We start from the raw sequence: 26,241 nt of genomic DNA on the forward strand, positions 1-26,241 counted from the left end.
GGAATGAATAGTAAAAAATAGAAAATGCATTTTTCCAAGCATTTTTCAAAAAAAAGAGGCAGGCCCATTATATAAGGGCTTACCTCTTTCCAAAACGTCTTCGCATTTAGTTAATCCATGCGCCGTCTTTACCTACTTTGTATTTGCCGATTGAAGTGTTTGCAGCCATGCTTCCATCATTGTATAGGAAGTACCATTTACTGCCCACTTGAACCCAGCCTGTTTGCATTGCTCCAGAGGATTTAAGGAAATACCATTTGTTATTTACTTTCACCCAACCTGTTTGCATTGCACCGGAATTTGTTAAGTAGTACCAGGTATTACCGTCTTTAACCCAGCCGGTCAGCATGGCACCGGACTTATTAAAGAAGTACCACTTGCCATTGACATTTACCCAGTTCACTTTCATATCTCCGTTAGCTTTGTCAAGGAAGTACCACTTGCCGTTTTCTTGGTACCAGCCTGTTTGCATTGCACCAGACTTGTTAAAGTAGTACCACTTGCCATTGACATTATACCAGTTAACCTTCATATCTCCGTTCACTTTGTCAAGGTAGTACCACTTGCCGTTTTCTTGGTACCAGCCTGTTTGCATAACCCCTTCTTCATCAAAGAAGTACCATTTACCTTTGATATTGAACCACTCAGTTACTGGCTCACCAGTTTCAGGGTTGAAGTAATACCAGTCCTTTTCCCCGTCCAATTGCTGCCAGCCTTTTAACGCTTCTTCCACAATAAATTCAGCAGAAGTATAGTTGCCAAATAAATCAGTTGTTTCCACAACAACAGTTGTACCACTAGCTTGTTTTGGAATATCAATAGAGAAGTAGCCATAGTTATCAGCTTTTCCTTCACCAATTACTTTCCCTTTTACTTTTGCAACGACTGTTGCATATGGATCTGTTTCACCTTCAAGAACAGTTGTTAAATCGCTTAGATAGTATACGGAAGTTTCCGCAATTTCTTTATCTGCTTTTAAGAATCTGTTTTCATACCCAGCATTGATGGCGCCATCATAATTCTGAATGTAATTAACAAGCGCATCTAGGTCTGTTGGTCCTTGAACCTTGTCTGTACCTTTAAGAAGTGCTCCATAGCCATCTCCGCCGCCAGCCATGAAGTTGTTTACTGTAATTGTGTACTTGCTGTCTTTCTTAATTGGTGTACCATCTTCTTCATAGATATCAAGGATTCTGCTCATGTATGGTTTTGAATCATCATACGTATAGTATAATCCTGAGATTTGCAGCATTTTTGCACGAGTTGGGTCAGCCCATTGCTGGTTTAGCAACTCTTTTAGAACATCACCTGTTACAGTCATTTTGATAAGGTCGTTACCAAACGGCTGTACATTGAATAACTCACCCCATGTAATTTCTCCAGCGTTGATATCGTTACGAATACCCCCTGGGTTCATGAACCCCATTTGTGTATCCATTTGCCAGCGCATAGAATCGGCAATGATGTTTCCTAAAACTTGCTCGCCGCTTGCATTTGGAGTTCTCGTTAATTCAACTTCAGTTTCACCAATTTTTCTGTTAAGGATTGGTGCAATAGCATCTTTGTATTCTTTAAGCTCTGCTTGAATTTTAGCATCTGGCTGAATCTTAGAATGTAAAGTATCTACGACTTCTGCTTTTGTTTGATCCTTAATAACGTCTCCAGTCAGTGGATCAATTGTTAAGTCAATATCAGAGAATGCCGTACCATATGACCAAGATTGGACAACAGTGATGCCATTTACGACAGATCGTAAATATTTATGGTCGTGCGCACCATAGATGACGTCAACCTGAGGGTCAACTTTTTTCGCAAATTCAACAACTTCCCCAGCTGCACCAGTACCGTCTGTCTTTGAGCTTCCTGGGTTATGGGCAAGGACAACAATAGATTTAACTCCTTTAGCTTCTAATTCTTTCGTGTATTTATTGATCGCCGTTACTTCATCAGTGAACTTAACATTTTTTACGGCTGATTTAATAACGATTTCTGGAGTTAACGTTGTAACAACACCGATAATTCCAATCTTAACACCGTCAACTTCTTTAATCACGTATGGGTCTAGAATCAGCTTACCAGTATCTTCATACTCGACGTTTGCAGCCACCACAGGGAAATCAGCACCTTCAAATGCGCCATACTTGTCAACTGTAGCAGGGTGTGAACCGCCGTTGATTAAGCGAAGCATTTCTGGCACGCCTTCATCAAATTCGTGGTTACCGATTGTTGCAGCGTCAAAGCCAATTTCGTTCATGAAGCGAATCGTTGGCTCATCTTGTAATAATGCTGAAACCGGAGCACTTGCCCCTACTTGGTCACCAGCAGCAAGCATTAATGTATTTGAAGGGTTAGTTGCTTCTCTTTCCTTCAAGTAACCTGCAAGGTATTCAATACCGCCAGAATGATCGACAACTTTACCATCTTTATCCTTAATATCTCTCCAAGTATCAAGCTGACCATGGTAGTCGTTAATACCTAATAACTGAACGTGTACGTTTTGGTCTAATTCAAATAACTCATATCCTGCTTTTGTTGATGATGTTCCAAGATCTTTAACATTTGGTTGCTGATCAAGGTATGGTAATGCCTCAGGAGCAGAGTGGAATACTAATTTTGCAACTCCGCCAACCGGTGCAATTTTCCAGTTATTATCTGCTACTGGATTGATTGTACCTTTTGAGCTGATATAATCCATTAGGATTTGGCGGTTTTCAAATGGTGAGTCCACCACAACTTTAGAATTTTTTAATTCAGCTAGGCCACCGCTGCCGCCAGCACGGTAGTTATTTGTGGCAATAATGAATTTTTGATCTGCTTTAACAGGTGTTCCATCCATCATCGTTAAGTTAATGACTCTCTCTCCAACAGGTTTCGTTACATCAATTTGGTATTTAACCCCATCAACGACGTCATAATTGTATGGACGGAAGTCGTAATTAAGTAATTCTTGATTTCCTTCTTTATTCGGGTCAATCGTATTAAACTGTTCCGCTGACTTTTCAATCCATCTCTTTACTTGATCACCAGTCACTTCAAGAGCTTTTAATGTATTATCAAATAAATACAAATCAGCTGCACTCTTGATCGTCACATCACCTTTAGCAATGTTTGTATAATCAGCTACACCACCGCGGCCGCCTTTAAAAGGAGCGGCTGCAGAAAGAACTGGAACATCCTTATATTCCGGTGCATTTGTTTTAATCCAACTTTTCACGTAATCCATCTGGGCCGCGTTCACAATTTGTGTAGATGCATCATCCATTACACGGGTAAAGAAGCTGTGCATTGGAATATCTGTTTCGCCAATTTTTCCGCGAACATAATTAAGAGTACCATCATGTACTCCTTTTACATCGGCAACAATTTTTTCGTCCGTAGGAGTGTCAGCAGTAACAGCACGGTTTACTGATTTTGAATTGGACTTATCAACGGTCCATTTACCCTTTTCATCTTTTACAAGCGCTAAATCTAGAACCCCAAGGTTATTTCCCCAGAAGCCTGCTTCAATCGCTTGTACACCGTTAATCGTACCCTTTGCTACATCGATTCCATTTTTATCTTTGAAAGATGCGTCTTCAGGGAACTTCAAGTGGGCATGTCCAAAAAGCATTGCATCGATGCCAGGAACTTTGGTTAAGTCATAAACAGCATTTTCTGCTTCTTCTTGTCCTTCTTCGGCAATATCACAGCCAGAATGGGCAATTGCGACAATGACATCTGCCCCTGCTGCCTTCATTTCAGGAATAAATTTCTCTGCTTGTTTCTTAATATCCTTCGCAATTACTTTTCCAGTAAGATTGTCTTTATCCCACTTCATAATTTGCGGCGGTGCAAAACCGATTACCCCAACTTTGATAGTAGACTCTTTACCTGAGTTATCCTTAATCGTTTTATCAATAATTTTGAATGGAGTAAAATAATTTTTATCATTATCAGGATTTCCATCTTTGTCATCATGATAAATGTTTGCGTTTACAATTGGAAACTGAACTTCCTCCATAACATCTTTGAGGTAGTCTAAGCCATAGTTGAACTCATGGTTACCAACAATCCCTGCATCATATTTCAAATAATTCATGGCCTTAAAAATTGGGTGCGTGTCATTTGGACCAAGTTTATTTACTTTTGCTACATAACTGGCAAGCGGATTTCCTTGAATCGTGTCACCTGCATCAAAAAGCATTGAATTGGAAACTTCAGATCTAGCTTGTTGGATTAGAGTTGCAGTCTTTGCTAATCCATAATCTTTAACTGCTGCATCTTTGAAATAATCATACGGCATGACATTTGAATGTAGATCCGTAGTTTCTAAGATACGTAGTGTTGCCGTATTTGTACCGGTACTTTCTGCTTTTGCTGCACTTGGGAAAATATTCAACGGAATCGTTGTAAGCGCTAACACAGCAACTAGAGAACTATTGAGCATTTTTCTTTTCATGCTTCTTTTTATCTTTCTCTTCACACTTTTACCGCCCTTCGACAATATATTTTGCATTGCATGACTATTCTACTAATTTTTTTAATAGAATCATAGCCTTTTTTGTAAAATTTTTATTGGGACTATGTAGAATGTTTGTAAATATATCAGACTCAGAATCTTTTAAATATTCCTGAATTACGAAGGGATTTGTCTGCTTATTTTTAAAATTTAAATTGTAACATAGACAAAAAAGAAACCGTCTATTAGGTGGAGGAGTGGTGCGGAATTAGTAGAATAATGGAGAAATGAAACAATTTAATTTTCGACATAAAATTTCAATTTACGTGGCAGGGAAAAACCTGTAAAATGGAAACTAGTCTTTTACTAATTGCCTGAATGATATTTATATTTATATTTATATAAAGGAGAAATAATATGTCCGAATTTCAACGCTCACAGCGAGTGAATCAGAAGAAAAAGGGTCGTAAAAAGCGGATCTTTATGTGGATTTTTGTTCCATTATTAATCGTTGCCTTAGGCGGAGCGGCCTATGCGAACTTCCTACTGAAAAAGGCAGAATCAGTTGTTAATAAATCGTATAAGCCGGTAAAAACGGTTTCTAAACGCACTACCCAGGTAAATCCCGATTTGGACAATATCTCCATTTTACTCATCGGTGTCGATGAAAGTAAAATCCGGGCAAAACAATATGGGGAAGCCGTTCGATCTGACGCCCTGTTAGTTGCTACATTCAATAAAAAAGAGAAATCAGTAAAACTATTAAGTATTCCACGTGACTCCTATGTTTATATTCCTGGAAAAAATAAAAAGGACAAAATTACTCATGCCCATGCTTTCGGTGGTCCAAAGATGACAATTGAAACTGTCCAAGAGCTTCTCGATATCCCGATTGATTATTATGTAAAAATTAACTTTTATGCATTTATGGATGTAGTCGATGCCTTAGATGGAATCGACGTTGATGTTCCTTATGCCTTATCTGAACAGGATTCGGAAGATCGTCCAAACGCAATCAATTTAAAACCTGGTTTTCAAACTTTAAACGGTGAAGAGGCATTGGCACTTGCAAGGACAAGACACCATGATACAGACGTGATGCGTGGAATGAGACAGCAGGAAATCATTAAAGCACTTATGAAAAAAGCACTGTCTATTCAATCATTTTCAAAACACACCGACATCATTAAAGCTGTTGGTGACAATATGCAAACAAACATGTCATTTACTGATATGAAATCTTTAATTGATTATGGCCTTTCCGGCAGCGGTTTAAACATTGATACCTTAAACCTTAATGGTGAAGATGCGTATATTAATAAGATTTACTATTATAAGCTTGATGAGACAAGTCTTGACGAAACCAAAACAATCTTGAAGACGCATCTAGGATTAAATGAAAATACTGCTCAACGAAACCAGACCGATACAGAAATAGATTCAGACAGCACTGAGGATTCATCTTCAGACAATTAAACAAATTATAAGGACCGCATTCCTTAACGTGATGCGGTCCTTTTTATATAGGGTCAGAAACCTTAAATGTCCATTTCCTGTTTAAACCATAATTAATGAGCAATCCAAAACCAGTGGAAATAATCTGAGCAATTGATAAATGAAAATATTGGTGCCCTACTAAAATGAAGAGCAAAATGGTAGTAAATCCTAGTGTGATTAGATTTACTGCAATAAATTTCCCACACATTAAAAGCAATCCTGTATTTGCATTTGTTTGAAACACCCAATTTTTATTCCAAATAAAGCTGTTGATCATGCCAAGCATGTAGGCAATTATGTTCGCGGTGATATAGTTAATCCCACTATACACTAAAACTGTAAAACACCCGATGGTAATAAGGGTATTGATCATCCCGACTACGCCAAATTTTAGGAATTCTTTCATGTATCGTTCCCCTTTTATTTATTAAAAACAGTATGCCCTAAAAAAGCGTACAAAAAAAGCCTGTCCCCATGGGGGCAGGCTTTTCAGTCATTATCTGTTTCTTACCGTTGTAACAAGAAGAACGCGCATCATTTTGATTAGCGGTCTATAGTTCTTTCCGACAAGTCCTATCATTTCAGCAAATAATTCAATCATAATCAAAAGAATGACAATGAATAAAGAACCGCCCAAGACCTTTGCTTGTGAAAAGATAATTGCCGCTAATCCGAAGAAGGCTGCCATGGCATAGATAATCAGCACTGTCTGGCGATGGGTAAACCCGGACCGAAGCAGGCAGTGATGTAAGTGTGATTTATCAGGTGCTGATAAAGGCTTCTTATTAACAATTCGGCGCAGAATCGCAAAGAATGTATCTGAAATTGGAACACCGAGAATTATAATCGGAACGATAAAGGAAATGATCGTGACATTTTTAAAGCCAAGTAATGATAGTACTGAAATCATATATCCAAGGAATAAGGCACCGGTATCACCCATGAATATTTTTGCCGGGTGGAAATTGTAAATTAAGAATCCAAGTGTACTTGCCAGCACAATTGATGCAATTACTGTTACAAATCCGTCTCCCATAATCATCGCCATTCCCGAAATGGTAATTAAAGCGATGGAGGAAACACCTGCAGCCAATCCGTCAAGACCGTCGATCAGGTTGATGGCATTGGTAATCCCAACAATCCAAATAATAGTTAAAGGAATACTAAAATATCCGAATTGAATTTGACCGCCGAATGGCAGGTTGATAAATTCGACATCTACACCGCCCCAGACGACAACGACAGCCGCCGCAGCAATCTGAGCAATAAATTTAACCTTAGCAGAAAGCTCCAACATATCATCTAGCATTCCAGTAATAATGATGATGATACTTCCAATAATGATTGGCAGTGCATAAGGACTGTCCGGGCTAAGAATGAGCATGCCGATGATAAAGCTGAGATAAATAGCAAGTCCGCCGAGACGCGGCATAATTTTCTGATGAACTTTTCTTTGATTTGGTTTATCTGTTGCCCCAATTTTAAAGGCTAGTTTTTTTACTAAGGGAGTCAGAAGAATTGAACTAATAAAACATAAAAACAGGGTGATATAGAACATTGTGTTCCTCCTCATAACGATAAGCCTATTCTCTATTCAGGCATATTTGAGCAGCATACATGGCTGCTAAAAAGTTAGTTATCTATTTAACAATCATTTTCATTCAATGTGAACAGTCATACCACAGTGGATTATAACATAGCCAATGTCATTTTTAAATAGATTTTACAAATCATGTGAATTACTTAATATTTCATATATTCTTAAATCAACATATTACCAATTTAATAGAGGTACATTCAAGTAATATCATATTGTTTTAGTTTTTATTATACCCATCGGCATCAATCTTACTCTTACTACTATAACATGAATTTTGACGAAGAACACATTACAAAGGTTACAATTTCGCCACATTTATCCATTAAAATACCTTTTACACTAAAATTCCGACAAAGTTTGCCTTTATCCTTGGAATTGTCATATTTGCCAAGAATTCAATTGAACGTCTAAACAGTTTTAAGCCAAGCTATCGCTTAGCTGCGTTTATTAGTCTTATTGCGGTTGTATCCTTACTTTACTTAAGCAGAGTCAGTGAATTTTTATATTTCAAATTTTAAAATGGTTAGTTCCTCATCAGAGGAACTAACCATTTTTTCATTTACTGTAACGCTTATATGTTTGATAGATACTGTCCACAAAAGATTGAAGTGAATAATGATGCGATACGAACTGGTTAAATTTCTTTCCCATATTCGAAAGCTGGCCGGCTTCCTTCATTTCAACCGTTTGATTGATTGAAGAAATAATTGCCTCCTTTTCGTCACCAACGACAATAAAACCATAAGATGAATCCGGTATCATATCACGAACCCCGCCAACATCGGTGGTGATCACCGGCGTATTTGCTTTTGCTGATTCTAATAGGACAAGCGGAAAGCTTTCTGTTTGTGAAGTGAGCAGTGTTACATCTGCTATTTGGTAAAACGCTTCAACATCTTCTCTATGTCCAAATACCCTTATATACTGCTCAAGTCCCCTCTTCTTTATGTCATTCTGAATCTCCATCTTTATTGGCCCATCTCCGACTAAAAGCAATCTAATTTCCGGATGTAGCTTGATCGCTTCTTCTACAGAATCGATGGCTAGCTTATGACGTTTGACCGGATCTAAACGGGCAACCATTAATATTATGAAAACCTTTGAAGAAAGACTCAACTCATCCCTGGAAAGTTCTGTTTTCACTGGAGCATCGAAATCAATCCCATTAAAAATGGTCGTTATTTTCAGAGGGTCCACACCAAATTCGACCATCATTTCCGTAAAGCGTTTTGAAATGGCAAAATAGTGATCCGGTTTTTTTAATACAGCCAAATTGAGCTTTGTAAACAGCTCCCCTTTTACTCCTCTGCCAAGAAAGTCATTTCTCGGGTCACTGTGAACAGTTGTCATCCAGGTAACGGAGGTAAACTTTTTCAGGAAATAGCCATATAAATTTGCTCTTGCGCCATGGGTATGTAGAATACTGATATTTTCCTTTTTTATAAAGGATATAATTTTTAAAAGTACCGATAAATCATATCTCGAAGCTTGTTCAAATGTAATGGTTTGGATACCAGCAGCTTTGGCCTTTTCTTCAAATAAGCCTTTCTCTAACAGACCGAGTATAAATTCATCCCTATTCAGCTCTTTTAAAAGAGAAAGGATATGAACCATTCCTCCACCGGTTTCATTACCTGCATTTAAATGTAATACTTTCATACTATATCTCCTTTATAGCCGGTTTTGGCAATTACCTCTTTTGCTTTATCTTCAGCATGCGAATGAGGAATTGCGGAAGAACGAGCATTCTGCGCCAACGGCTCGGCTGCTTCAAAAGCCGATAAAGCCATTCGAGATTCAGCTTTTGCCAAATAACAGGCGCCCGTTTCACCGTTCCGGCAAGTACATCAAAGCTGCCGCCCACGCCAATAAAAAGGCCTTTATCAATATCAGCCAATTTATGAGCAATAAAGTTTTCCTGCCGTGGTAATCCTAAAGCTACAAACACTAAATCCGGTTTCGCCTGCTTTATTTCTCCTTGAATGATAGTTGACTCCCAATCAAAAAAGCCATCATGATAGCCTGCTATCTTTAAATTTGGATACTGCTGTCTAATGTTCGCGACAGCTGTTTCCACTACTTCTTTTTTTGCTCCGAGGAAATAAGCACTCCAGTTTGCCTCATTTCCTTTCTTTAATAACTCCTGCATCAATTCAAAGCCTGGAATACGTTCTGGTAAAGGCTGGCCAATTATTTTGGAGCCAATGATAATCCCGATTCCATCAGCGATTACATAATCGGCTTTTTGAATCACCCGCATATATTCAGGATCTGAATTGGCATACATCACAATTTCAGGGTTAGCCGTTACCAAAAACGTCCTCTTCTCTTCTTCAATCCGATTTGTTAAGATGTTCAGCATATTTTCTTTTGTAACCGAATTAAATTTAACGTTTAAAATATCTATTTTTGTATCATTCATGGAATTCACTCATCTCTTTCTGAATACTACTATTTTTTACATTACCTGCCAGTACAATTCATGCATGCAAAACCATTATATTGAAAAAAATAATGCATATATTGTCCTTGTAAAATGTATCATTATTTTCAGTAAAAATCCAAATCTTTTCACAAACCAACATTCTAAATCCTTCCATATTCTTAGACCATTTTAAAAGTAAATACATTTACCATTACTTTAAAATAGTGTACTGTATAGTAGTATGATTTTGAATAAAAGTATTAAAAGGGGAAATGAAATAAAAATGTTGCTAGAAAACTTCAAAAAGAACAATACATTCGAAAATATATTGTTGCTCTTTATATTAGTCCAGCCTATTTTAGATTTAGCCACATCCTTCGCGATTAATTATTTTAATTCTGAATTTACCGCAGGTATTTTAATTCGTTTTGCCATGATGGCAGTCGGATTGGTTTATTTATTATTTATTTCAGACTCTAAAAAGAAAAGGACGAGTATTATTTATTTAATATTGCTTGGTCTTTTTTTATTGATGGGCTTTGCCAACAATATCTTGGTGAAATCTCCAATGAGTATGGGAGAAGAAATCAAATTTATCATTAAATCCGTCTATTTTGTTATTTTCTTTTTTATTTATCTCTTTGTGTTTAAACAACTGCAAACAAGAAGCTCATGGGACAGCACCATCCAACGTTATATTGTCTATGCAATGTCCCTTATAGGTTTATCAATGGTACTTGCAGAAGTTACCGATACAGCCTTTAACAGCTATACCTATAATAAAGTTGGACACACCGGATGGTTTTATGCGGGCAATGAAATTGGCGCCATCATGTCCATCTGTTTTCCAATTGTCATTTTATATGCGATCAAAAAGACTACATCACTTAAAACATCCTACTATTGGATTCCAGTGCTTCTATTAATTTACTCATTAATGGCTGTCGGAACTAAGGTTGGATTTGGCGCTGTACTGATTTCGCTTGTAATTAGTTTGTTTATGCTCATCGTTGAATTTATCATGAAGAGGAAAGAACGGAAGTTCACTATAAACATAAAGACAAATCTTATTATTAATGCCATTGTCTTTATCTTATTTATCCTGTATACTCCCTTTTCACCAATTGCTGAAAATACATCCATTCATTTAAGTTTATTAGAAAATGAACAAACAGCAGAAACTCCTGCACCGAAGCCGTCTAAACCAGGGAAGCATCAGACAGGGCCTGTAAAAAAACCGGGCTTAAATAATCAGCAGATTGAAAATTTGGTATTAAGCAGCAGGGGCGAATATTTAAAACAACAGAAGGAATATTTTGCTGATGCGCCAATTTCTCAAAAAATACTTGGAATGGGGTATGCAGGCAATTATAAGGAGTCCCCAAAGCTGACTGAAATGGACTTTTATGATTTATTTTTCTCTTTTGGCATCTTAGGATTTTTCCTGTACTTTATACCGTTTATTCTATTAGCTTTAATGATTTTGAAGAAGATCTTTACTCAGTTCAAGTCCTATTTCACACTTGAAAATGTTCTGATTGCGAGCGGAATTATCTTAGGTGTCGGAATTGCCTTTTCAGCTGGTCATGTATTCACAGCCCCGGCAGTCAGTATTTATTTAGCCATATTAGTTGCTAGCCTTTACATGAAAATTGTTACCCCATCAAAATAAAAGATAATCCTTAAAGTAATCATGTTTTAAGTAACGAAAAACCCAAGTTCCTAGTAGATGAGGTACTTGGGTTTTTTGATTCAATAAATAAACACTCATTCTAATGGGTCTTTCTAAGAAGTTTTTCTTTCACTTTACGACTTATCAGCAGGTAGACTTCATCCTTCGTGAAGAAAAGGATAAGTGCATATGCTGCTATATTTACTATGATTAGTACTACAAACAACACGAAGGTGTGTAGATCCAATAAGCGGATTACATAAGTAATAGGAATAAAGATTAACGAATATAAAAGGTATTTTAAATTTCCAAATGAAAAAAGTGTGTACTTTACCTTTAAATGCTTTCGTATATAGTAATATTCGAGCAATACTAACAAATAGTTAGCAATGGCAGTAGTAAAAATAGCTGTTGCTGGTGAAAAAATATCCAGATAAAGTAATAGAAAATTAAAGCCTACATTTAAAATGCCACAAATAAAGATCAACCGAACCAAAATGTTTTCTTTCTTTTTTACGTAGATGATCTGATTAGAGAGAATAGACTCCGTGCCCAACGATATCATATAAATGGCGAACACAGCCAAAACAATTCCTGCAGGCTCGAAAGTTCGTCCACCGTAGATTATAACGGTAACGTCTGAAACAACGAGCATCCCAATCGAAGCAGGGAATAAGAAAGCAAAGTACACTCGGGATATCTTTTTTAATAGTGCTATATATGACTCGTCGTCATCATTACCAGAGAAGTAGGAAAGTCTTGGAATTGTTACTTGAATAATACTTATTATTAACGAATTAATGATCCCCATCATGTTTTGCGCCAGCACATAATATGAAACCGCTGCTGTACTAATCGTTTCCCCGAGCATGAAGCGGTCTAGCTGGGTAAAAAGAATATTTGCATTTGAGAAAATGACAACGATAATTAATGGTTTCAAATGTTCTTTGATCGTGATGCTTTTAAAGTTTAGCTTAATTCTTCTTTTAACATAAATAAAACTTACGATATTATTTAAAAACGTTGAAAGAATAAGTAGCAGAGCATATTGAAAATAATCATCTGACCCTTTAATCAAAAGGAACAGAAAGACAACATAGATGAGGCGGATAATAACGGTTTTGATCGTGATGAAATCATAATCCTCGTTAGCCTCATTCACCCATTCCACGTAGAAAATGTTAAAAATTAGGTTCGTCCCATACAGAATTAAAATAGGATAAATATCATTGTCATTATAACCAAAATACGCAAACACAAGTAGTCCGATAAAGGACACAATACTTGTAATAATGCTGATTGAAAGCATACTTGTGAAAAATTGGCTAACCTTTTCCTTATCCTCTCGAATTCGGCTCATCTCTCTTAATCCATACTGGTAAATACCAAACACAGCAAAGATAAAGAAAAAGTAATAGATCGACTCTGAAAATTGAACCTTACCGATTGAAGTATCACCTAATGTACGATAGGCATAGGAGCCGACAATAATAGGTAAGATTAGGTTGAAAACATTAAGGATTACCTTATAGAATATATTTTTTGCTAACGATTTTTGCATGTAAGGCCTTCCCATACCTTTCGTATAATAGCTACCACTATTTGGTCCTATTTATTGTCATTTGGGTGAACGCTATTTATTTATCATACGAATATTGGATGTGTGCTGAGTTCTATCCTTTTCATCTGGAATCTTCATATAATCCCCATAATAAAGTCTTAAATATCTATCATAATTATTTGGAATATTGAAGGTATATCCTTCAAATAGTCCTTCACTTACTGGTATGATATCATTCACATCATAATAAGCTGAACCATAAAAGGCCGTTTCAACTCCGTAAGTAACGACGGAAGATTTTTTATTAAACTTTGCATATATATTATGCAATTGTGATTTGTTAATGACTCGAGCAATACGATGTTTAAAAGTTGTTGGGTTTGGAAGATATAAGAGTTTTGCAACTTTATGTACAGCTTTTCCCATTGTACTAGGTTCTCCTGCTTTGGGAACAAAGTCAAAGGGGAAGACGTCAATAGAAACTCCTTGACTAATTTCTTCGGTTTCCTTGTTGTCCCATACGAAATCATCCAAATACATAATTTTGGTCCAATTATGTTTTCCGTGTATATGAAGCTTATAGGATTCTACCTTATATGGCTTAGGTAAATATTGCTTAATAATTTTTTTAAATTTATTATAATCCTCACGTAGCATACAGATATCAATGTCATCATCCCATGGAATAAAACCACTGTGTCTTATACATCCAATGAGAGTTCCTCCATCTAACCAATAAGAAATATTATGGTCTTTGCAAATATTATGGATGACAGCAAGCATCTTTGTTAATTCCTTTTGCGCCTCCCTTAATGGGTCCAATTGAGGCGTTTCTATCATTGTAAAATCATCCTCTCTCTAAAAAAACTTTCCACAGTATTATACCGAAGCAGAAGTAAATAAACAACCTAATGTGTAGGAAAATGTGGAACCTTGTCGAAAGAACGGGCAAGCTTTTTTAGTGTTTATTCTACTTAAAAAACCCGTTCAACCTTGAATAGGTGTACGGGTTAATGGCGAAATTAAGGGATCCTATAATCTTTAATCAAAAGTTGTACTCAAGTGTTGAATAATTTGAAATGAACATAAAGGTACTTCAAATAAAGCTTTACACTTCTTTTACCATTTTTTAGATATATCCTTTTTGTGTATTTTTTAACGTCATCCCTTATTTCCTTTAAGGTTTGCTGACTATATTTTGTATTCAATTTAAAGTAGATGCAGGCATTATCGATTATTATATGTGGAAAAGAATAAGTATCTATAATAGAAAGAAGTTCATTATAGTTATCTGTGATGATTTTTTCTTTATTACCTATTACCCATTCCTTTAATCTTTGAAATACCTCAATTTCCTTTTGTGTCTTTAAATGATAATCTGTGTATTTTGAACTTAGATTCCCTTCAGAAAGAATTCTGTAATAAGTTAAAAATTCTGGGATACAACAAACCTTTGTCACACTAATAACTTTAAAAATAAATTCGATATCTTCCCCCCAACTTGCACCAGGTGTAAATTGGATAGCGTTCTCTTCTAATATGCTTTTATTAAATAACCAAGTACCCGTTTGAGCTAAAACTCTGTGAGTAAGAAATGCTTTTGTAAGATCACCCTGAAGAAAGTCAGTATGGTTGACCTCTTTTCTTGAAGTTTCATTATAAAAGTTAATATGTCCTGAATAGCAAACCTTCATTTGACTAGAAATAACTTGTTGTATTTGTTTTTCTATTTTTTGAGTGTGCCAAAAGTCATCACTATCTAAAAAAGTGACGAATTCCCCACTTGCTTCCTTCATGCCTTTATTCCTAGCAACTGAAACCCCTTGGTTATTTTGATAGATATATTTAATATTTGAGTATTGTTTCATTAGATTTTTTGTAATAACAGCCGATTGATCACTGCTGCCATCGTCAATAACTATTATCTCTATATTTTTATATGTCTGATTAATAATAGAAAGAATAGTCTCTTCTATATATTTTTCACCATTATACAGTGGGACAATAACTGATACTTTCGGTTCCATAATGAGTCTCCTATTTTTAATAACAAATGGTACGCCTGACTTCTGGGGAATGAACTCCTTAATCTTGGAAAACTCCCTTACCTCACTAGTCATTGTGAAAGGAATTAGGTTGTTTTCGTATTTTATTATTCCATATTCCTATTTCTTATACAAGGTTGAATACTGAAAAAGACATGTGACAATAAACAATGACCTTTAACATTACGAATGTAATAGCATTACTGTTATAATGATTGACGAACTTTTTCCAGTAAGCTAAAAAAGCTAGCATGTTCAAGAAATTAAACTTGACAAACTAGCTTTTTTACCTCAATTTGTTTATTCACTCCAGCGTATTATTGATACCCACTGTTTTTCCATTATTAAAAATCCGAGAGATACCAAAAGCTGCGAGAATAAGCATAGGAATAGTAAATGAATAGTGGTATCTTGATGCTACCTCTACCAACATCTGCGCCATTATCAAACCTATTGTATATAGACAAATAAAGAAAAGGGATGTTTTATTTCGTTGTTTACTTGCAAACATTACGCCTAAAAGTGAGGCAAACATTAAAAAATAATAAAAAATGTTAGACAAGATTTTAAAGCGCAAAGGGTGATTTAATACAGAACCAGCATATGAAGCTGCTGCACTATCATCGTTTAAAAAGATTAGGAATTTATGATAAAAAAGTATTGGGAAATTTATTTCACCACTTTGAAGTCTAAGCTTTGCTTCCTCTAGCATTCGTTTTTGAGCTTCATCAGCCGTCATTCCTTCTTGGTTACTATAGTAGAATAGTAATTTAGAATCCTCTTCGTTCCATGTTCCTAAGCTATTCATATTAAATCCTACATAAATATTGTATCCAGGTGTTAATGCTATTTCTTCTCCCAACCGTACAGATATATATTGATTTGCGGCAAAAGAAAATAAATAATAACTGACAATAACAGTTACCAAATACACAGCCTTGTTCATAAAATTCTTTTTATTACCCACATGTCCTGTATCTATTATGAACAGCCAAATAGCTAAAGCAATTATTGGAACTGCTGCAATAGGACGTGCCATGTTCATAAATGTAAGTAATAAAGCTAATAAAACGGAATAACTGAAAAGCTTGAAAAAAGTAATATTTGATAGTTTTTTATTTATGATAATCATAAGAGTCCAAATCATCAATAGTATTGTGCAATAAAGAGGTTCAGACAGTGCGAACATATTATAAATCGTTTGTGAAGGAAAAATAATCCATAAGATACTTGCAATGATTGCTGTTTTAACTCCGCTAATTTTTTTGCATATATAGTATATGAATCCCATTGATATAGTAGTTAAGACCACATTTACTATAGGAGGTATCATATAATTTGATCCAAATACTTTTATAAAAATGCTTAAAAACGAAGCGTATCCAAAAATATGAGGGAATAGGGATATATATCTATTTCTGTATACAAAATTGTCACTAAGAGATACAGCTGTATTGTAAAAAGTTGCATAATCAACTTGTGGTTCGATTCGATAAAAATAAACCCAAGTTAATTTAACCGCAAAGCAAAGCAGTAATAAAGCAATCAAACATTTTTTTTCGTTAAATGTTTCAAGATAAAACGAACCTTTTCTAAGTATGTACGTTCCTAGAATACTTAAAATTAAAAAACCAACTGTTATATAAACATAATTATCTTTATTGACATCAGTAAAGTAGCTAAAAATTAGTATTGTGGCAAGAATTCCGTAAATAGCATATACGGCTTGAGATGAAAAATCTGATATCACGTTAAAAATTGTTTTCAATCATTTCGCTCCTTTATTTGATTGTACCTACATTGTTAGGCTTAAACATATTTGAAATTTCGACGGCTTTTTCCACGTTTATTATTCCATAATTGCAATACATATACAAGTTATAGCACAATGAGATTAAGGGATGAAATCTAGAGAAAATTGAAAAAAGCTTGTACACTACAGCATCTAGTTATAGACACTGTGTACAAGCTTTTGGGAAATCACAACTCTCTTAACTGCTGAAAGTCTATTCATCTTTGCTTAAAGGCATATGTCATTATTGTCCTCTTTTATTGTGTTAAATTTGTGTATATAATACAATAGTTAATTGTGTGAAATAAACACTTATCATCTAGGGAAGGAGCACTTTAAGATAATGAAAAAAGATCTACTAAACAAAATGATTGTACTAATTACAACAAATAGCATTGCTGCCTTTTTAATTTTGTACTTTTATAAGATATCTATAAAAGATAAGAAAATAGAAGAGTTCCTATATTGGATGCATGATGATTCGAAAAGATTTTTACTTTACATCATTTTCATAACTATTTTACTGACTTTGGTGTGGAAATGGCAGCACAAGCTGTTGCGATTAATATGGGACAAATTCCCTTATACCAAGGTTCTTACGAAGTACGTAATCGTTATTATTTTTACTCTAGGTGCTTCAATTATAATAAATTATGTTTTCGTATATTTTCAAGAGTTGAAAGAACCAGGAGCCACAACTGTATGGGTGGCTAAGAATTTAAATATTTATTTTGCAGGTGTTCTATATTTATTTATCTTGCTTTTGTGTCTAGTCTCACTGCTAGGAAACTTTTACGTTTCAATATTTTTATCGAGTATGGTATTAATTTCAATTGGTTATATTCATTACAATAAATTGAGTATAAGGTTAGAACCATTATATCCATTTGATTATAAACAGATTTCTAATATGAAAGCTGTCATTCCAATGATATCCCAATATATCTCGTTACCGACTCTTCTAATTGTCATTATTCTTGCATTCATTTTGGTTGTTTTCTTTTTATTGATGACTAATATTAAACTACCAAAATGGTTAAGAGCTGTAACCTTTATAGTTTCAGGGTTTTTTCTTTACGCATATACTTTTTTTCCAGTGACATTCATGAATACTTTTGTTAGTAACTCTGGCGTGAATATTATGAAATGGAACCAGGGGGGAACTTATAAATTAAATGGCTTTTTGTTTGGTTTTTTAGCAAATATTAGTAATGAAAGTTTTGATAAACCAGACAATTATTCAAAACAAGTAGTTTTAGACACTGCCAAGAAGTATGTTGACAACGCAAAAGGCAGTGCGGAAGGAAAGATAATTCATCCGAATATTATTTTTCTGATGAGTGAAGCTTTCTGGGATCCAACTAAGCTTGATCTAGAATTTAGTAATGAGCCATTGAGCAATTTGCGACAATTGATGACAGAACATACATCCGGTAATGTTCTTTCCCCTGTTTTTGGAGGAACGACAGCAAATGTAGAATTTGAAGCATTAACAGGCTTTACAACTTCCTTTTTAAAAAGCGGAAGTGTCCCGTATCAAGATTTTATTGATCGACAGTCTTTCGTTCCTACAATTGTCAGTGACTTGGAATCAAAAGGGTATAACAGTTTAGCCATTCATCCTTTTAACAAAGCATTTTATAAACGAAGTACTGTTTATAATGTGTTCGGAATTGATAAGTTTTATCATCAAGATAATATGAAGAATACTGAACCTGCTGTTCCTAACGGATATATTTCAGATGAATCACTGAACAAGGAAATTTTAGAAAATCTAAAGAAAGAGGATAAACCCCTTTTCGTACACGCTGTATCGATGCAAAATCATATGCCCTATAATACAGGGATATACAAAGACACACAAATTAAGATTTCAGGCCTTTCACCAGATTTGAATTCAAATTTGGAAGAGTATACAGAAGGAATAAGAAGATCAGACCAAGCCTTAAAACATTTGGTAGAAGGTATCCAAGAATTGAATGAACCAACACTGTTTGTATTTTGGGGTGACCATCTCCCCATTTTTGGTATGAATAATGCTCTTTATAATGAAGCAAATTATGGCGATCCAAATTTAGATGTGAATGTAAATAAATATTCTGAAACACCGCTTCTGATTTATTCGAATTTTGAAATTGAAAGAAAACAATTAGATTCTATCAGTCCCTTCTATCTCGGCCCAATTGTGTATGAATTAACCGGCTTGAAAAAACCATCTTTTTATAATTTATTGGATAAGCTAAGAAAAGAAATGGGAATTCAGGCGTTAAAAGGAAAATTAGTTATGGGAAATGACCGTGAGTTAATAAAAAACCTCACAAAGGAACAAAAACAGTTAATGGATGACTACAAATTGTTAGAATATGATATTTTAATGGGGAATCAATATAGCCTGAAGCTGTTGTATAAATAAGGCTAGATCTAGAAAGAAACCTCTTGAAAGCTTCAGTTATGGATTTCGGAATGGATTCTTTTTTGCTTAAACACGAGCAAGCATAAGGATGAAGGAAGACATACGTGTGATTGTGTTATACTGTAAATGAATAAAAAGGAAATATTCTGAGCGTTATATCTTGCTTAGCATATACGGTAGGAAAAATACAATGAAAAAATTAATGAAATTCGGGTTTATTGGAATAATCAATACTGCCATTACAATTGCCAGTTATGCATTTTTCGTCTATGTTTTAGGAATGAATTTCATTTTAGCAAATATCTTTGCCTATTTGCTTGGAATGTTTAATAGTTATATCTGGAATAAAAATTGGGTTTTTCAAGTGAAGGAAAGTAACTTCTTAATTTATGTAAAGTTTATTACAGTTAACCTAGCCGTTCTTGGACTCAATTCACTAGGGTTATTTATCCTTGTAGATACGTTCCAATTTAATGAATTCATTTCTCAAGTGTTAGTCGTAGGTTTAAGTATGATAGTAAATTTTATTCTAACAAAAACATGGACTTTCGCCCAAAAAAGGGCTGATATTAGCTGAAATGGAGTAGAGTAGATGAAGGAATTAATCTCGATTGTAGTACCAATGTATTTCGAGGAAGAAGTTGCACGGGAATGTTATAACCGTTTAAAAAAAGTTATGGAAGATTACAAAATAAATTATGAGTTTGTTTTTATCAATGATGGCAGCACTGATAAGACAATGGATATACTAAGGGAAATTTCATCAGGAAATCACCGGTCGAAAGTAATAGATTTTGCCAGAAACTTTGGGCATCAAAATGCAGTTACCGCTGGAATTGATCATGCCAGTGGGGATGCCATTGTTATTATTGATGCTGATTTACAGGATCCGCCTGAACTGATTCCACAACTTATTGATAAATGGAAAGAAGGATATGAAGTTGTATATGCAAAACGTAAAGCACGAAAAGGTGAAACTTTTTTTAAGCTTCTAACCGCTAAGGTTTTCTATCGTTTTTTAAACTATATGTCAGATATTGAAATTCCAAAGGATACTGGTGATTTTAGAATTATCGATAGAAAAGTTGCAGATGTTTTTAAAAATATGACTGAAAGAAATAGATTTATCAGAGGAATGATGTCTTGGGTTGGCTTCCGACAAACGTATGTTGAATATGAACGGGACGAACGTTTTGCAGGGGAAACGAAATATCCATTTAGAAAGATGATTAAATTTGCTTCTGACGGAATTATCGCTTTTTCCTCTAAGCCATTGCGTATTGTTACTGGTTTTGGATTTTTTACGGTATTAATTTCAATAGGGTTACTTTTGTATACCATCATCGTCAAGTTAATAGGATACCAAATTGAAGCAGGTTGGGCATCAATCATGGTAGCGGTATCCTTTTTTAGTGGCATTCAATTACTTGGACTCGGTATTATCGGTCAGTACATTGCTAGGATTTATGATGAAAGTAAAAATCGACCAATATATATCGTAAAAGAAACACTAAATATGGATGAATTATCAGATTACCAAGAAAAAGGGAATGAAAAACTTGAGTCTTTGGCAAAAAAATCATAATTGAGGAGGTGTTTGTTGTTTGTGACTAGCCTCTGGCCTCTTACACTACCGTACGTCCCGTATCGTATATAGACGGCTTTCTAAGATTATACAGACTTCTTAACCCTCGTTTGCTCCACTAAAGAGCTATCGGGGGTTTTGTGTAATTTTATACCACATGTGTTTCTCCAGTATTTCTTTCCGAAATTACCCCATTTATCAGGGACACCTAGACCAATTAGTTTTCTAACTCTGATTTAATGTTCCGTCATTTTTTCCATTCGAAGAATCTGATCCTTCTACTTATCCGTTTATCAAATTCTTTGAATTTACTTGATGTGTCATCAAAGCGAAGTATCCTTACTAATTGTTAGATAGTAGTTAACATTTCTATCCATATTTTCAATCAGAGGTAATTGACCATCGCAAAAATATTATTCTACACCATTTTTGATTTGGGATAACAACAGTAATAAAGAAAAGATGAGCTTAATCTTTGCTCAACCTTCCTAATGCCATATGTTCTTGTTTTAACTTGTATTCACTTTTTGATTATGGAATAATAATATGTGGAAAAAGACCGTCTAATAAACACTATTTTGGTTAAATATGTAATTACCAAAAGGAGCTTAAACAATGAAAAAGGTTAGAAAAGCTATTATCCCTGCTGCAGGACTTGGTACAAGATTTTTACCAGCAACAAAAGCAATGCCGAAAGAGATGCTTCCCATCGTTGATAAACCTACGATCCAGTATATCGTGGAGGAAGCAATAGAATCAGGTATTGAAGATATTATTATTGTCACTGGTAAAGGAAAAAGGGCTATTGAAGATCATTTCGATCATGCCTTTGAACTTGAACAAAATTTATTGGAAAAAGAAAAATTTGACTTGCTTGAAAAAGTGCAAGCAGCCTCCAATTTAGTTGATATTCACTATATTCGTCAAAAAGAACCTAGGGGTTTAGGTCATGCGGTATGGTGTGCGCGTAACTTTATTGGAAATGAACCATTTGCGGTTTTATTGGGTGATGACATTGTCCAATCGGAAACACCGTGCTTAAAACAATTAATGAATGAATATGAAGAAACCTTATCTTCCGTGATTGGAGTAAAACAAGTACCTGAAGAAGAAACCAACCGTTATGGGATTATCGACCCAACAGAGCAGCACGGTCGTCGTTACAATGTTAGCAAATTCGTAGAAAAACCGACACTTGGTACGGCCCCATCAACCCTTGCCATTATCGGTAGATATATACTCACTCCTGAAATTTTCCTCTTTTTAGAAAACCAACATATTGGTGCGGGTGGGGAAATTCAGCTTACTGATGCGATTCAAAAGCTTAATGAGATTCAACGAGTGTTTGCTTACGAATTCGAAGGCAATCGATATGATGTCGGCGAGAAGCTAGGTTTTATCGAAACGACCATCGAATTTGCTCTTCAGAATCAGGATTTGCGAAAGGATTTAATTGCTTTTATGGAAGAAAAAATTAGAGAGCATAAATAGGACAGAAACCAATCAGACATAGAGGACTTTGAATGGGTTGATACAATTGGGCTTTTCACGGCTGATTTATCCTTCAAAAGTAATTAGTGTGAAGGATATGGTGGGATTAATTATGAATCGCTCATAGCTTTATCACCTATACACCCCGTTTATTTAGGAAGCAAAACGGTTACATATGGTGTTGAAATACCTTTTTATGGATATGCATTTTTGAATATAGATAACATATTACCATTTTAAACAAGCAGCTTTGAAGGTAAGGATTTTACTATTCCTATTACTCCTGACACCTATTTAACAACCATGTATGGCGATTATATGAAAGTACCTGAAAGAGTAGACAGACAATTCCATATGGAAAATTTACAATTACAGGACAATAACGTACGAAATTCGGTTGATGATTACCCATAAAATTTATCTTTTTCTTACGCTGTTCATTTGTATAATTGGTTATTTATACGATCATCCTGTTTATTACAAAAAATGAAGTACTGGATATGCTCCTAACCAAATTAAAACTGAGTAAGAAAAAGATTAAATAGCAAAAGAACCTGTCCTAAAGGGAAACAGGTTCTTTTGTTTAATATAGGATACCAGAGTTGGAGAAATAATACCAGTTGTTATCAATCTTTGCCCGGCCTGTCTGCATAGCTCCATCATTTTTCAAGTAATACCACTTACCATTCTCTAAGAGCCAACCGGTCTTCATTGCACCACTGTCATTCATGAAGTACCAGTTGCTGCCTGACCAAACCCAGCCGGTTTTCATTGCGCCGCTGTTGCTTAGGTAATACCAGCTGCCTCCAGAGTATATCCAGCCTATTTGCATGCTGCCATTGCTGTTAAAGAAGTACCACGTTTTGTTGTCAATCAAATGCCAGTTTGTAACCATTCCGTCTGATTTCAAATAGTACCATTTGGTTCCGTCTAAAATCCAGCCTAATTTTTGGCGTCCTTCGCTGTCAAGGTAATACCACTTGTTCTGCTTTTGAACCCAGCCTTTTTGAAGTGCACCATCTGAGTTAAAGTAATAGGTTGCACCATCAATTTCTTTCCAGCCCACCTGCATAACACCATTATCATTCAGATAGTATTTTTCACTACCGCTGGTATACCAGCCCGTATATAAAAATCCCTTCTGAGAAAATAAATACCATTTGCCGTCAACAATCTTCCAGCCTGTCACTTTTTTTCCGTCTTCATAATAGACCCAATTAACGTTTTCCATTTTCCAGCCATTTAGCTTCGGCGTTTTAATAGAAGTTTTTAGCGTATTAAAGGATTCATTATTCCAAGCGTCTACCGCAGAAATTTCAAGATTATAGGCAGTATCAGGCTTCAAACCCTTTAGTTCAACCGACATTCGGTTTGGAATTTGCATGTTCCAGAAGTTCACATACACCGTTTGGATGATTCCTCCATTTTGTTTGATGATATAGCGGTCTACAAGGGTATTGTCCTTAGCTGACTCAAATGAGAGAATGGCAGATTCCCCGCTTGTGTTTTTCTCAACTTTTACCTGCGAATTTAAAATAAAGTATGGCTTTTGTGTATCGCCGTATGTCTTCACATATGGCGTCTTGACTGTAAATGTTTGAATATCCGAGTTATTGGTAAATTCTCTTGCCTTTATTTCGACTCGGTCAGAATACACATTTATAAGAAGACCTTGAGATGTTCCCGGGTTGCCAATTTCCGTGTAACCATAGGCCACTGAACCGGCATTTACCATGGTAAATCCATCTTGAAAAACCGTTCGTGGATGCTGCAATAAATAATGCGTATGACCAGAAAAAAAGATTACCTGCGGATAGTTCTTTAAAATGTTTGAAAGCCTATTATCGGTAAAGCCAGCTCCCCACTCTTCACTGCCATAAACAGTATTATCAATCGGCTGATGTAAAAAAACAAAGATAGGCTCCGCAGGATCTGCCGATTGAGCTAGAGTTTCTTCAAGCCAACTATATTGTTCATCTGACATTAAAACGTGGTCAGAACCATCATTCTCTGGAAACCCTTCGGACCCTAGAGTAATAAAATGGTAACCATTTACCCATTTATCATAGTAAAGTCCTGGCATCCCTGTTTTATCAACAAACCGTTGACTGTACTTCGTTGGGTCAAAAGCTCCAGGAGAATAGTAGCCTTCCCAATAATCATGGTTCCCGATTGCAATGATTTTTTCAGCATCATTCTTACCATATGATTGTAAGACATTGATAAGACCTTTATATTCCTGTTCGGTCCCCATGTTGGTGTTATCCCCAAGAAGCACCAATGCATTGTAGTTTGGTGCAATCGTTCGCACGTCATTGAGTGCTCGTTTAAACCTTTCTTTTTGGAAATCATCCCCAATGTGAACATCGCTTAAGACAGGAAATTGTAAGACAGGTGAATCTGTCGGATTGTCTGGAGTTGCTGCTTTAACCAAGCTGGTAGTTTCAACCCCCACAAACAATGCTATTAAAAAAAATAATGAAAGCAGTTTGATTTTCACTACAAAATCCCCTTTTATTTACTTAAATATATTAATATACCTACTTTTATCCAAGTAAAAATATATATCTATTTTTAAAAGATTACAAGCCCTGTAACATATTTTACAATAATACCATTTTGTTACTTAAATAAATATAAAAAAACAGGGAGTTCTCTCCCTGCCCTGTGCTAATTACTTAATCCAAGCTCCGTCATTTCCTACCACGTATCCATCAATGACTGTATTTTTTGCCATCGAACCATTTGAAGTTAAGAAATACCATTTTCCATTGGAATAAACCCAGCCGGTCGCCATCTCTCCACTCGCTTTTAAATAATACCAATTACCATCCGGATAAATCCAACCAGTTACCATAGCTCCACTGGAGGCTAAATAATACCAGTGTCCACCATTATTAATCCAGCCAGTTTTCATTTGACCATTTTGCTCAAGAAAATACCAAGTGCCGTTGTCCTTAATCCAGCCGGTTTTCATTTTATTATTTTCATAATAGTACCATTTTCCGCCTGAGTAATTCCAATAGCTATTGTTGTTTTCAATACGCTTTGAACCAATATACGTATTCGCATAGTAAGATTCTGTTAATGAGCTGACCTTTACACCATTGCTAGATGCATGAACAAATTTGTTATTTTCGAGGTAGATTCCAACATGGGAAGCTCCTGCTTTATACGTGCTAAAGAAAACTAGATCGCCTTCTTGTAAATTACTTTTTGAAACTGCCTGTCCTTTAGTATATTGATCTGCTGCTGTTCTTGGTAAAGTAACACCAGCTTGCTTGTATGTATAGCTTGTATACCCGGAGCAATCAAATCCACTTGGAGATGTTCCTCCCCAGACATATGGTACTCCAATATATTCAAGTGCAATATTTGTCACTTTATCTCCCAATGTTGATGCTTCTGCCTTATGTCCGCTAAATAACCCGCCGCCTAAGAGTAAAGAACATGATAGTAAACCACTGACAACTAACTTCTTCATGATATCCCCCTTGATTCTTCTTCTCTCTTTTTTTGTTAATACCAGTATCTCATAAAAGTTTCATATTTTTGATTACAGTTATTTTTTAATATTATTACAGGAATGTTTCAAGAACTGACCTTTTTCGACTTTTTCTTGAAATTTCCGATAATTTATTTAGATTAGCAGGTAATTTGTCACCTTGGATCTTATGCCTATAAAACTATGAAAGTCACTTTTTTTAATCATCTTCTGCTTA

Annotated in this window: 17 protein-coding genes; 6 read left to right on the forward strand and 11 right to left on the reverse strand. The window is 35.4% G+C overall.

What is annotated here, in order from left to right; all coding sequences use genetic code 11:
* Positions 1–106: 106 nt before the first annotated feature.
* The gene (locus tag FAY30_RS20695; RefSeq protein WP_149871641.1) at positions 107–4,462 is read right to left on the reverse strand and encodes a bifunctional 2',3'-cyclic-nucleotide 2'-phosphodiesterase/3'-nucleotidase; all 4,356 of its coding nucleotides are present in this window, start codon (positions 4,460–4,462) and stop codon (positions 107–109) included.
* Positions 4,463–4,855: 393 nt separating this feature from the next.
* Between FAY30_RS20695 and FAY30_RS20700 the strand changes: the two genes are divergently transcribed.
* A complete protein-coding gene (locus FAY30_RS20700) occupies positions 4,856–5,914 on the forward strand; it encodes an LCP family glycopolymer transferase (RefSeq protein ID WP_149871642.1) in 1,059 nt (352 codons plus the stop codon).
* Positions 5,915–5,957: 43 nt separating this feature from the next.
* Here the strand turns inward: FAY30_RS20700 and FAY30_RS20705 are convergent, their stop codons facing one another.
* The 4 genes from FAY30_RS20705 to FAY30_RS20720 form a co-directional block, all read right to left on the reverse strand.
* Positions 5,958–6,341, reverse strand: coding sequence for a GtrA family protein (locus FAY30_RS20705; RefSeq protein ID WP_149871643.1), 384 nt, complete (start codon positions 6,339–6,341; stop codon positions 5,958–5,960).
* 90 nt (positions 6,342–6,431) lie between these two features.
* Positions 6,432–7,493, reverse strand: coding sequence for a glycosyltransferase family 4 protein (locus tag FAY30_RS20710; protein ID WP_149871644.1), 1,062 nt, complete (start codon positions 7,491–7,493; stop codon positions 6,432–6,434).
* Positions 7,494–8,090: 597 nt separating this feature from the next.
* Positions 8,091–9,194 carry a glycosyltransferase gene (locus FAY30_RS20715; protein ID WP_149871645.1) on the reverse strand — a complete coding sequence of 368 codons (1,104 nt, stop codon included), beginning with the start codon at positions 9,192–9,194 and terminating at the stop codon, positions 8,091–8,093.
* 31 nt (positions 9,195–9,225) lie between these two features.
* On the reverse strand, positions 9,226–9,957 hold the full coding sequence (locus FAY30_RS20720) for a WecB/TagA/CpsF family glycosyltransferase (protein ID WP_149871646.1): 732 nt from the start codon (positions 9,955–9,957) through the stop codon (positions 9,226–9,228).
* A gap of 286 nt (positions 9,958–10,243) precedes the next feature.
* Between FAY30_RS20720 and FAY30_RS20725 the strand changes: the two genes are divergently transcribed.
* Positions 10,244–11,632: an O-antigen ligase family protein gene (locus FAY30_RS20725; RefSeq protein WP_190284707.1), complete on the forward strand. Its 1,389-nt coding sequence runs from the start codon at positions 10,244–10,246 to the stop codon at positions 11,630–11,632.
* Between the two features lie 100 nt (positions 11,633–11,732).
* Here FAY30_RS20725 and FAY30_RS20730 read toward each other — a convergent pair whose 3' ends face one another.
* From FAY30_RS20730 to FAY30_RS20745, 4 genes are all read right to left on the reverse strand, one after another.
* On the reverse strand, positions 11,733–13,193 hold the full coding sequence (locus FAY30_RS20730; RefSeq protein ID WP_149871648.1) for an oligosaccharide flippase family protein: 1,461 nt from the start codon (positions 13,191–13,193) through the stop codon (positions 11,733–11,735).
* 72 nt (positions 13,194–13,265) lie between these two features.
* Positions 13,266–14,033 carry a LicD family protein gene (locus tag FAY30_RS20735; protein WP_149871649.1) on the reverse strand — a complete coding sequence of 256 codons (768 nt, stop codon included), beginning with the start codon at positions 14,031–14,033 and terminating at the stop codon, positions 13,266–13,268.
* A gap of 218 nt (positions 14,034–14,251) precedes the next feature.
* Complete coding sequence (locus tag FAY30_RS20740) at positions 14,252–15,223, reverse strand: glycosyltransferase family 2 protein (RefSeq protein ID WP_149872800.1); 972 nt, start codon at positions 15,221–15,223, stop codon at positions 14,252–14,254.
* A 319-nt stretch (positions 15,224–15,542) separates the two neighbouring features.
* Positions 15,543–17,006, reverse strand: coding sequence for a hypothetical protein (locus FAY30_RS20745; protein ID WP_223820810.1), 1,464 nt, complete (start codon positions 17,004–17,006; stop codon positions 15,543–15,545).
* Between the two features lie 367 nt (positions 17,007–17,373).
* Here FAY30_RS20745 and FAY30_RS20750 point away from each other — a divergent pair, with 367 nt between their 5' ends.
* From FAY30_RS20750 to galU, 4 genes are all read left to right on the forward strand, one after another.
* Positions 17,374–19,443: an LTA synthase family protein gene (locus FAY30_RS20750; protein WP_149871650.1), complete on the forward strand. Its 2,070-nt coding sequence runs from the start codon at positions 17,374–17,376 to the stop codon at positions 19,441–19,443.
* Between the two features lie 190 nt (positions 19,444–19,633).
* Positions 19,634–20,020 (forward strand): GtrA family protein, encoded by a 387-nt coding sequence (locus FAY30_RS20755; RefSeq protein ID WP_149871651.1) that lies wholly within the window; start codon positions 19,634–19,636, stop codon positions 20,018–20,020.
* 15 nt (positions 20,021–20,035) lie between these two features.
* Positions 20,036–21,028 carry a glycosyltransferase family 2 protein gene (locus FAY30_RS20760; RefSeq protein ID WP_149871652.1) on the forward strand — a complete coding sequence of 331 codons (993 nt, stop codon included), beginning with the start codon at positions 20,036–20,038 and terminating at the stop codon, positions 21,026–21,028.
* A gap of 615 nt (positions 21,029–21,643) precedes the next feature.
* Entirely contained in the window at positions 21,644–22,519 is an 876-nt protein-coding gene (galU, locus tag FAY30_RS20770; RefSeq protein WP_149871653.1) for a UTP--glucose-1-phosphate uridylyltransferase GalU, read from the forward strand.
* Between the two features lie 583 nt (positions 22,520–23,102).
* Here galU and FAY30_RS20775 read toward each other — a convergent pair.
* On the reverse strand, positions 23,103–25,019 hold the full coding sequence (locus tag FAY30_RS20775) for a metallophosphoesterase (RefSeq protein WP_149871654.1): 1,917 nt from the start codon (positions 25,017–25,019) through the stop codon (positions 23,103–23,105).
* 174 nt (positions 25,020–25,193) lie between these two features.
* Positions 25,194–26,003, reverse strand: coding sequence for a C40 family peptidase (locus tag FAY30_RS27955; RefSeq protein ID WP_317845671.1), 810 nt, complete (start codon positions 26,001–26,003; stop codon positions 25,194–25,196).
* Positions 26,004–26,241: the final 238 nt, after the last annotated feature.

The organism is Bacillus sp. S3 (genome assembly GCF_005154805.1).
In the GTDB taxonomy this organism is placed as follows: Bacteria; Bacillota; Bacilli; order Bacillales; family Cytobacillaceae; genus Neobacillus.

What these genes read in the sequence shown, in the direction of transcription:
- FAY30_RS20735 (WP_149871649.1), bottom strand. Translation starts at nt 14,033, where the DNA reads ATGATAGAAACGCCTCAATTGGACCCATTAAGGGAGGCGCAAAAGGAA.
- FAY30_RS27955 (WP_317845671.1), bottom strand. Translation starts at nt 26,003, where the DNA reads ATGAAGAAGTTAGTTGTCAGTGGTTTACTATCATGTTCTTTACTCTTA.
- FAY30_RS20720 (WP_149871646.1), bottom strand. Translation starts at nt 9,957, where the DNA reads ATGAATGATACAAAAATAGATATTTTAAACGTTAAATTTAATTCGGTT.
- FAY30_RS20750 (WP_149871650.1), top strand. Translation starts at nt 17,374, where the DNA reads ATGAAAAAAGATCTACTAAACAAAATGATTGTACTAATTACAACAAAT.
- FAY30_RS20705 (WP_149871643.1), bottom strand. Translation starts at nt 6,341, where the DNA reads ATGAAAGAATTCCTAAAATTTGGCGTAGTCGGGATGATCAATACCCTT.
- FAY30_RS20715 (WP_149871645.1), bottom strand. Translation starts at nt 9,194, where the DNA reads ATGAAAGTATTACATTTAAATGCAGGTAATGAAACCGGTGGAGGAATG.
- FAY30_RS20710 (WP_149871644.1), bottom strand. Translation starts at nt 7,493, where the DNA reads ATGTTCTATATCACCCTGTTTTTATGTTTTATTAGTTCAATTCTTCTG.
- FAY30_RS20725 (WP_190284707.1), top strand. Translation starts at nt 10,244, where the DNA reads ATGTTGCTAGAAAACTTCAAAAAGAACAATACATTCGAAAATATATTG.
- galU (WP_149871653.1), top strand. Translation starts at nt 21,644, where the DNA reads ATGAAAAAGGTTAGAAAAGCTATTATCCCTGCTGCAGGACTTGGTACA.
- FAY30_RS20730 (WP_149871648.1), bottom strand. Translation starts at nt 13,193, where the DNA reads ATGCAAAAATCGTTAGCAAAAAATATATTCTATAAGGTAATCCTTAAT.
- FAY30_RS20760 (WP_149871652.1), top strand. Translation starts at nt 20,036, where the DNA reads ATGAAGGAATTAATCTCGATTGTAGTACCAATGTATTTCGAGGAAGAA.
- FAY30_RS20700 (WP_149871642.1), top strand. Translation starts at nt 4,856, where the DNA reads ATGTCCGAATTTCAACGCTCACAGCGAGTGAATCAGAAGAAAAAGGGT.
- FAY30_RS20755 (WP_149871651.1), top strand. Translation starts at nt 19,634, where the DNA reads ATGAAAAAATTAATGAAATTCGGGTTTATTGGAATAATCAATACTGCC.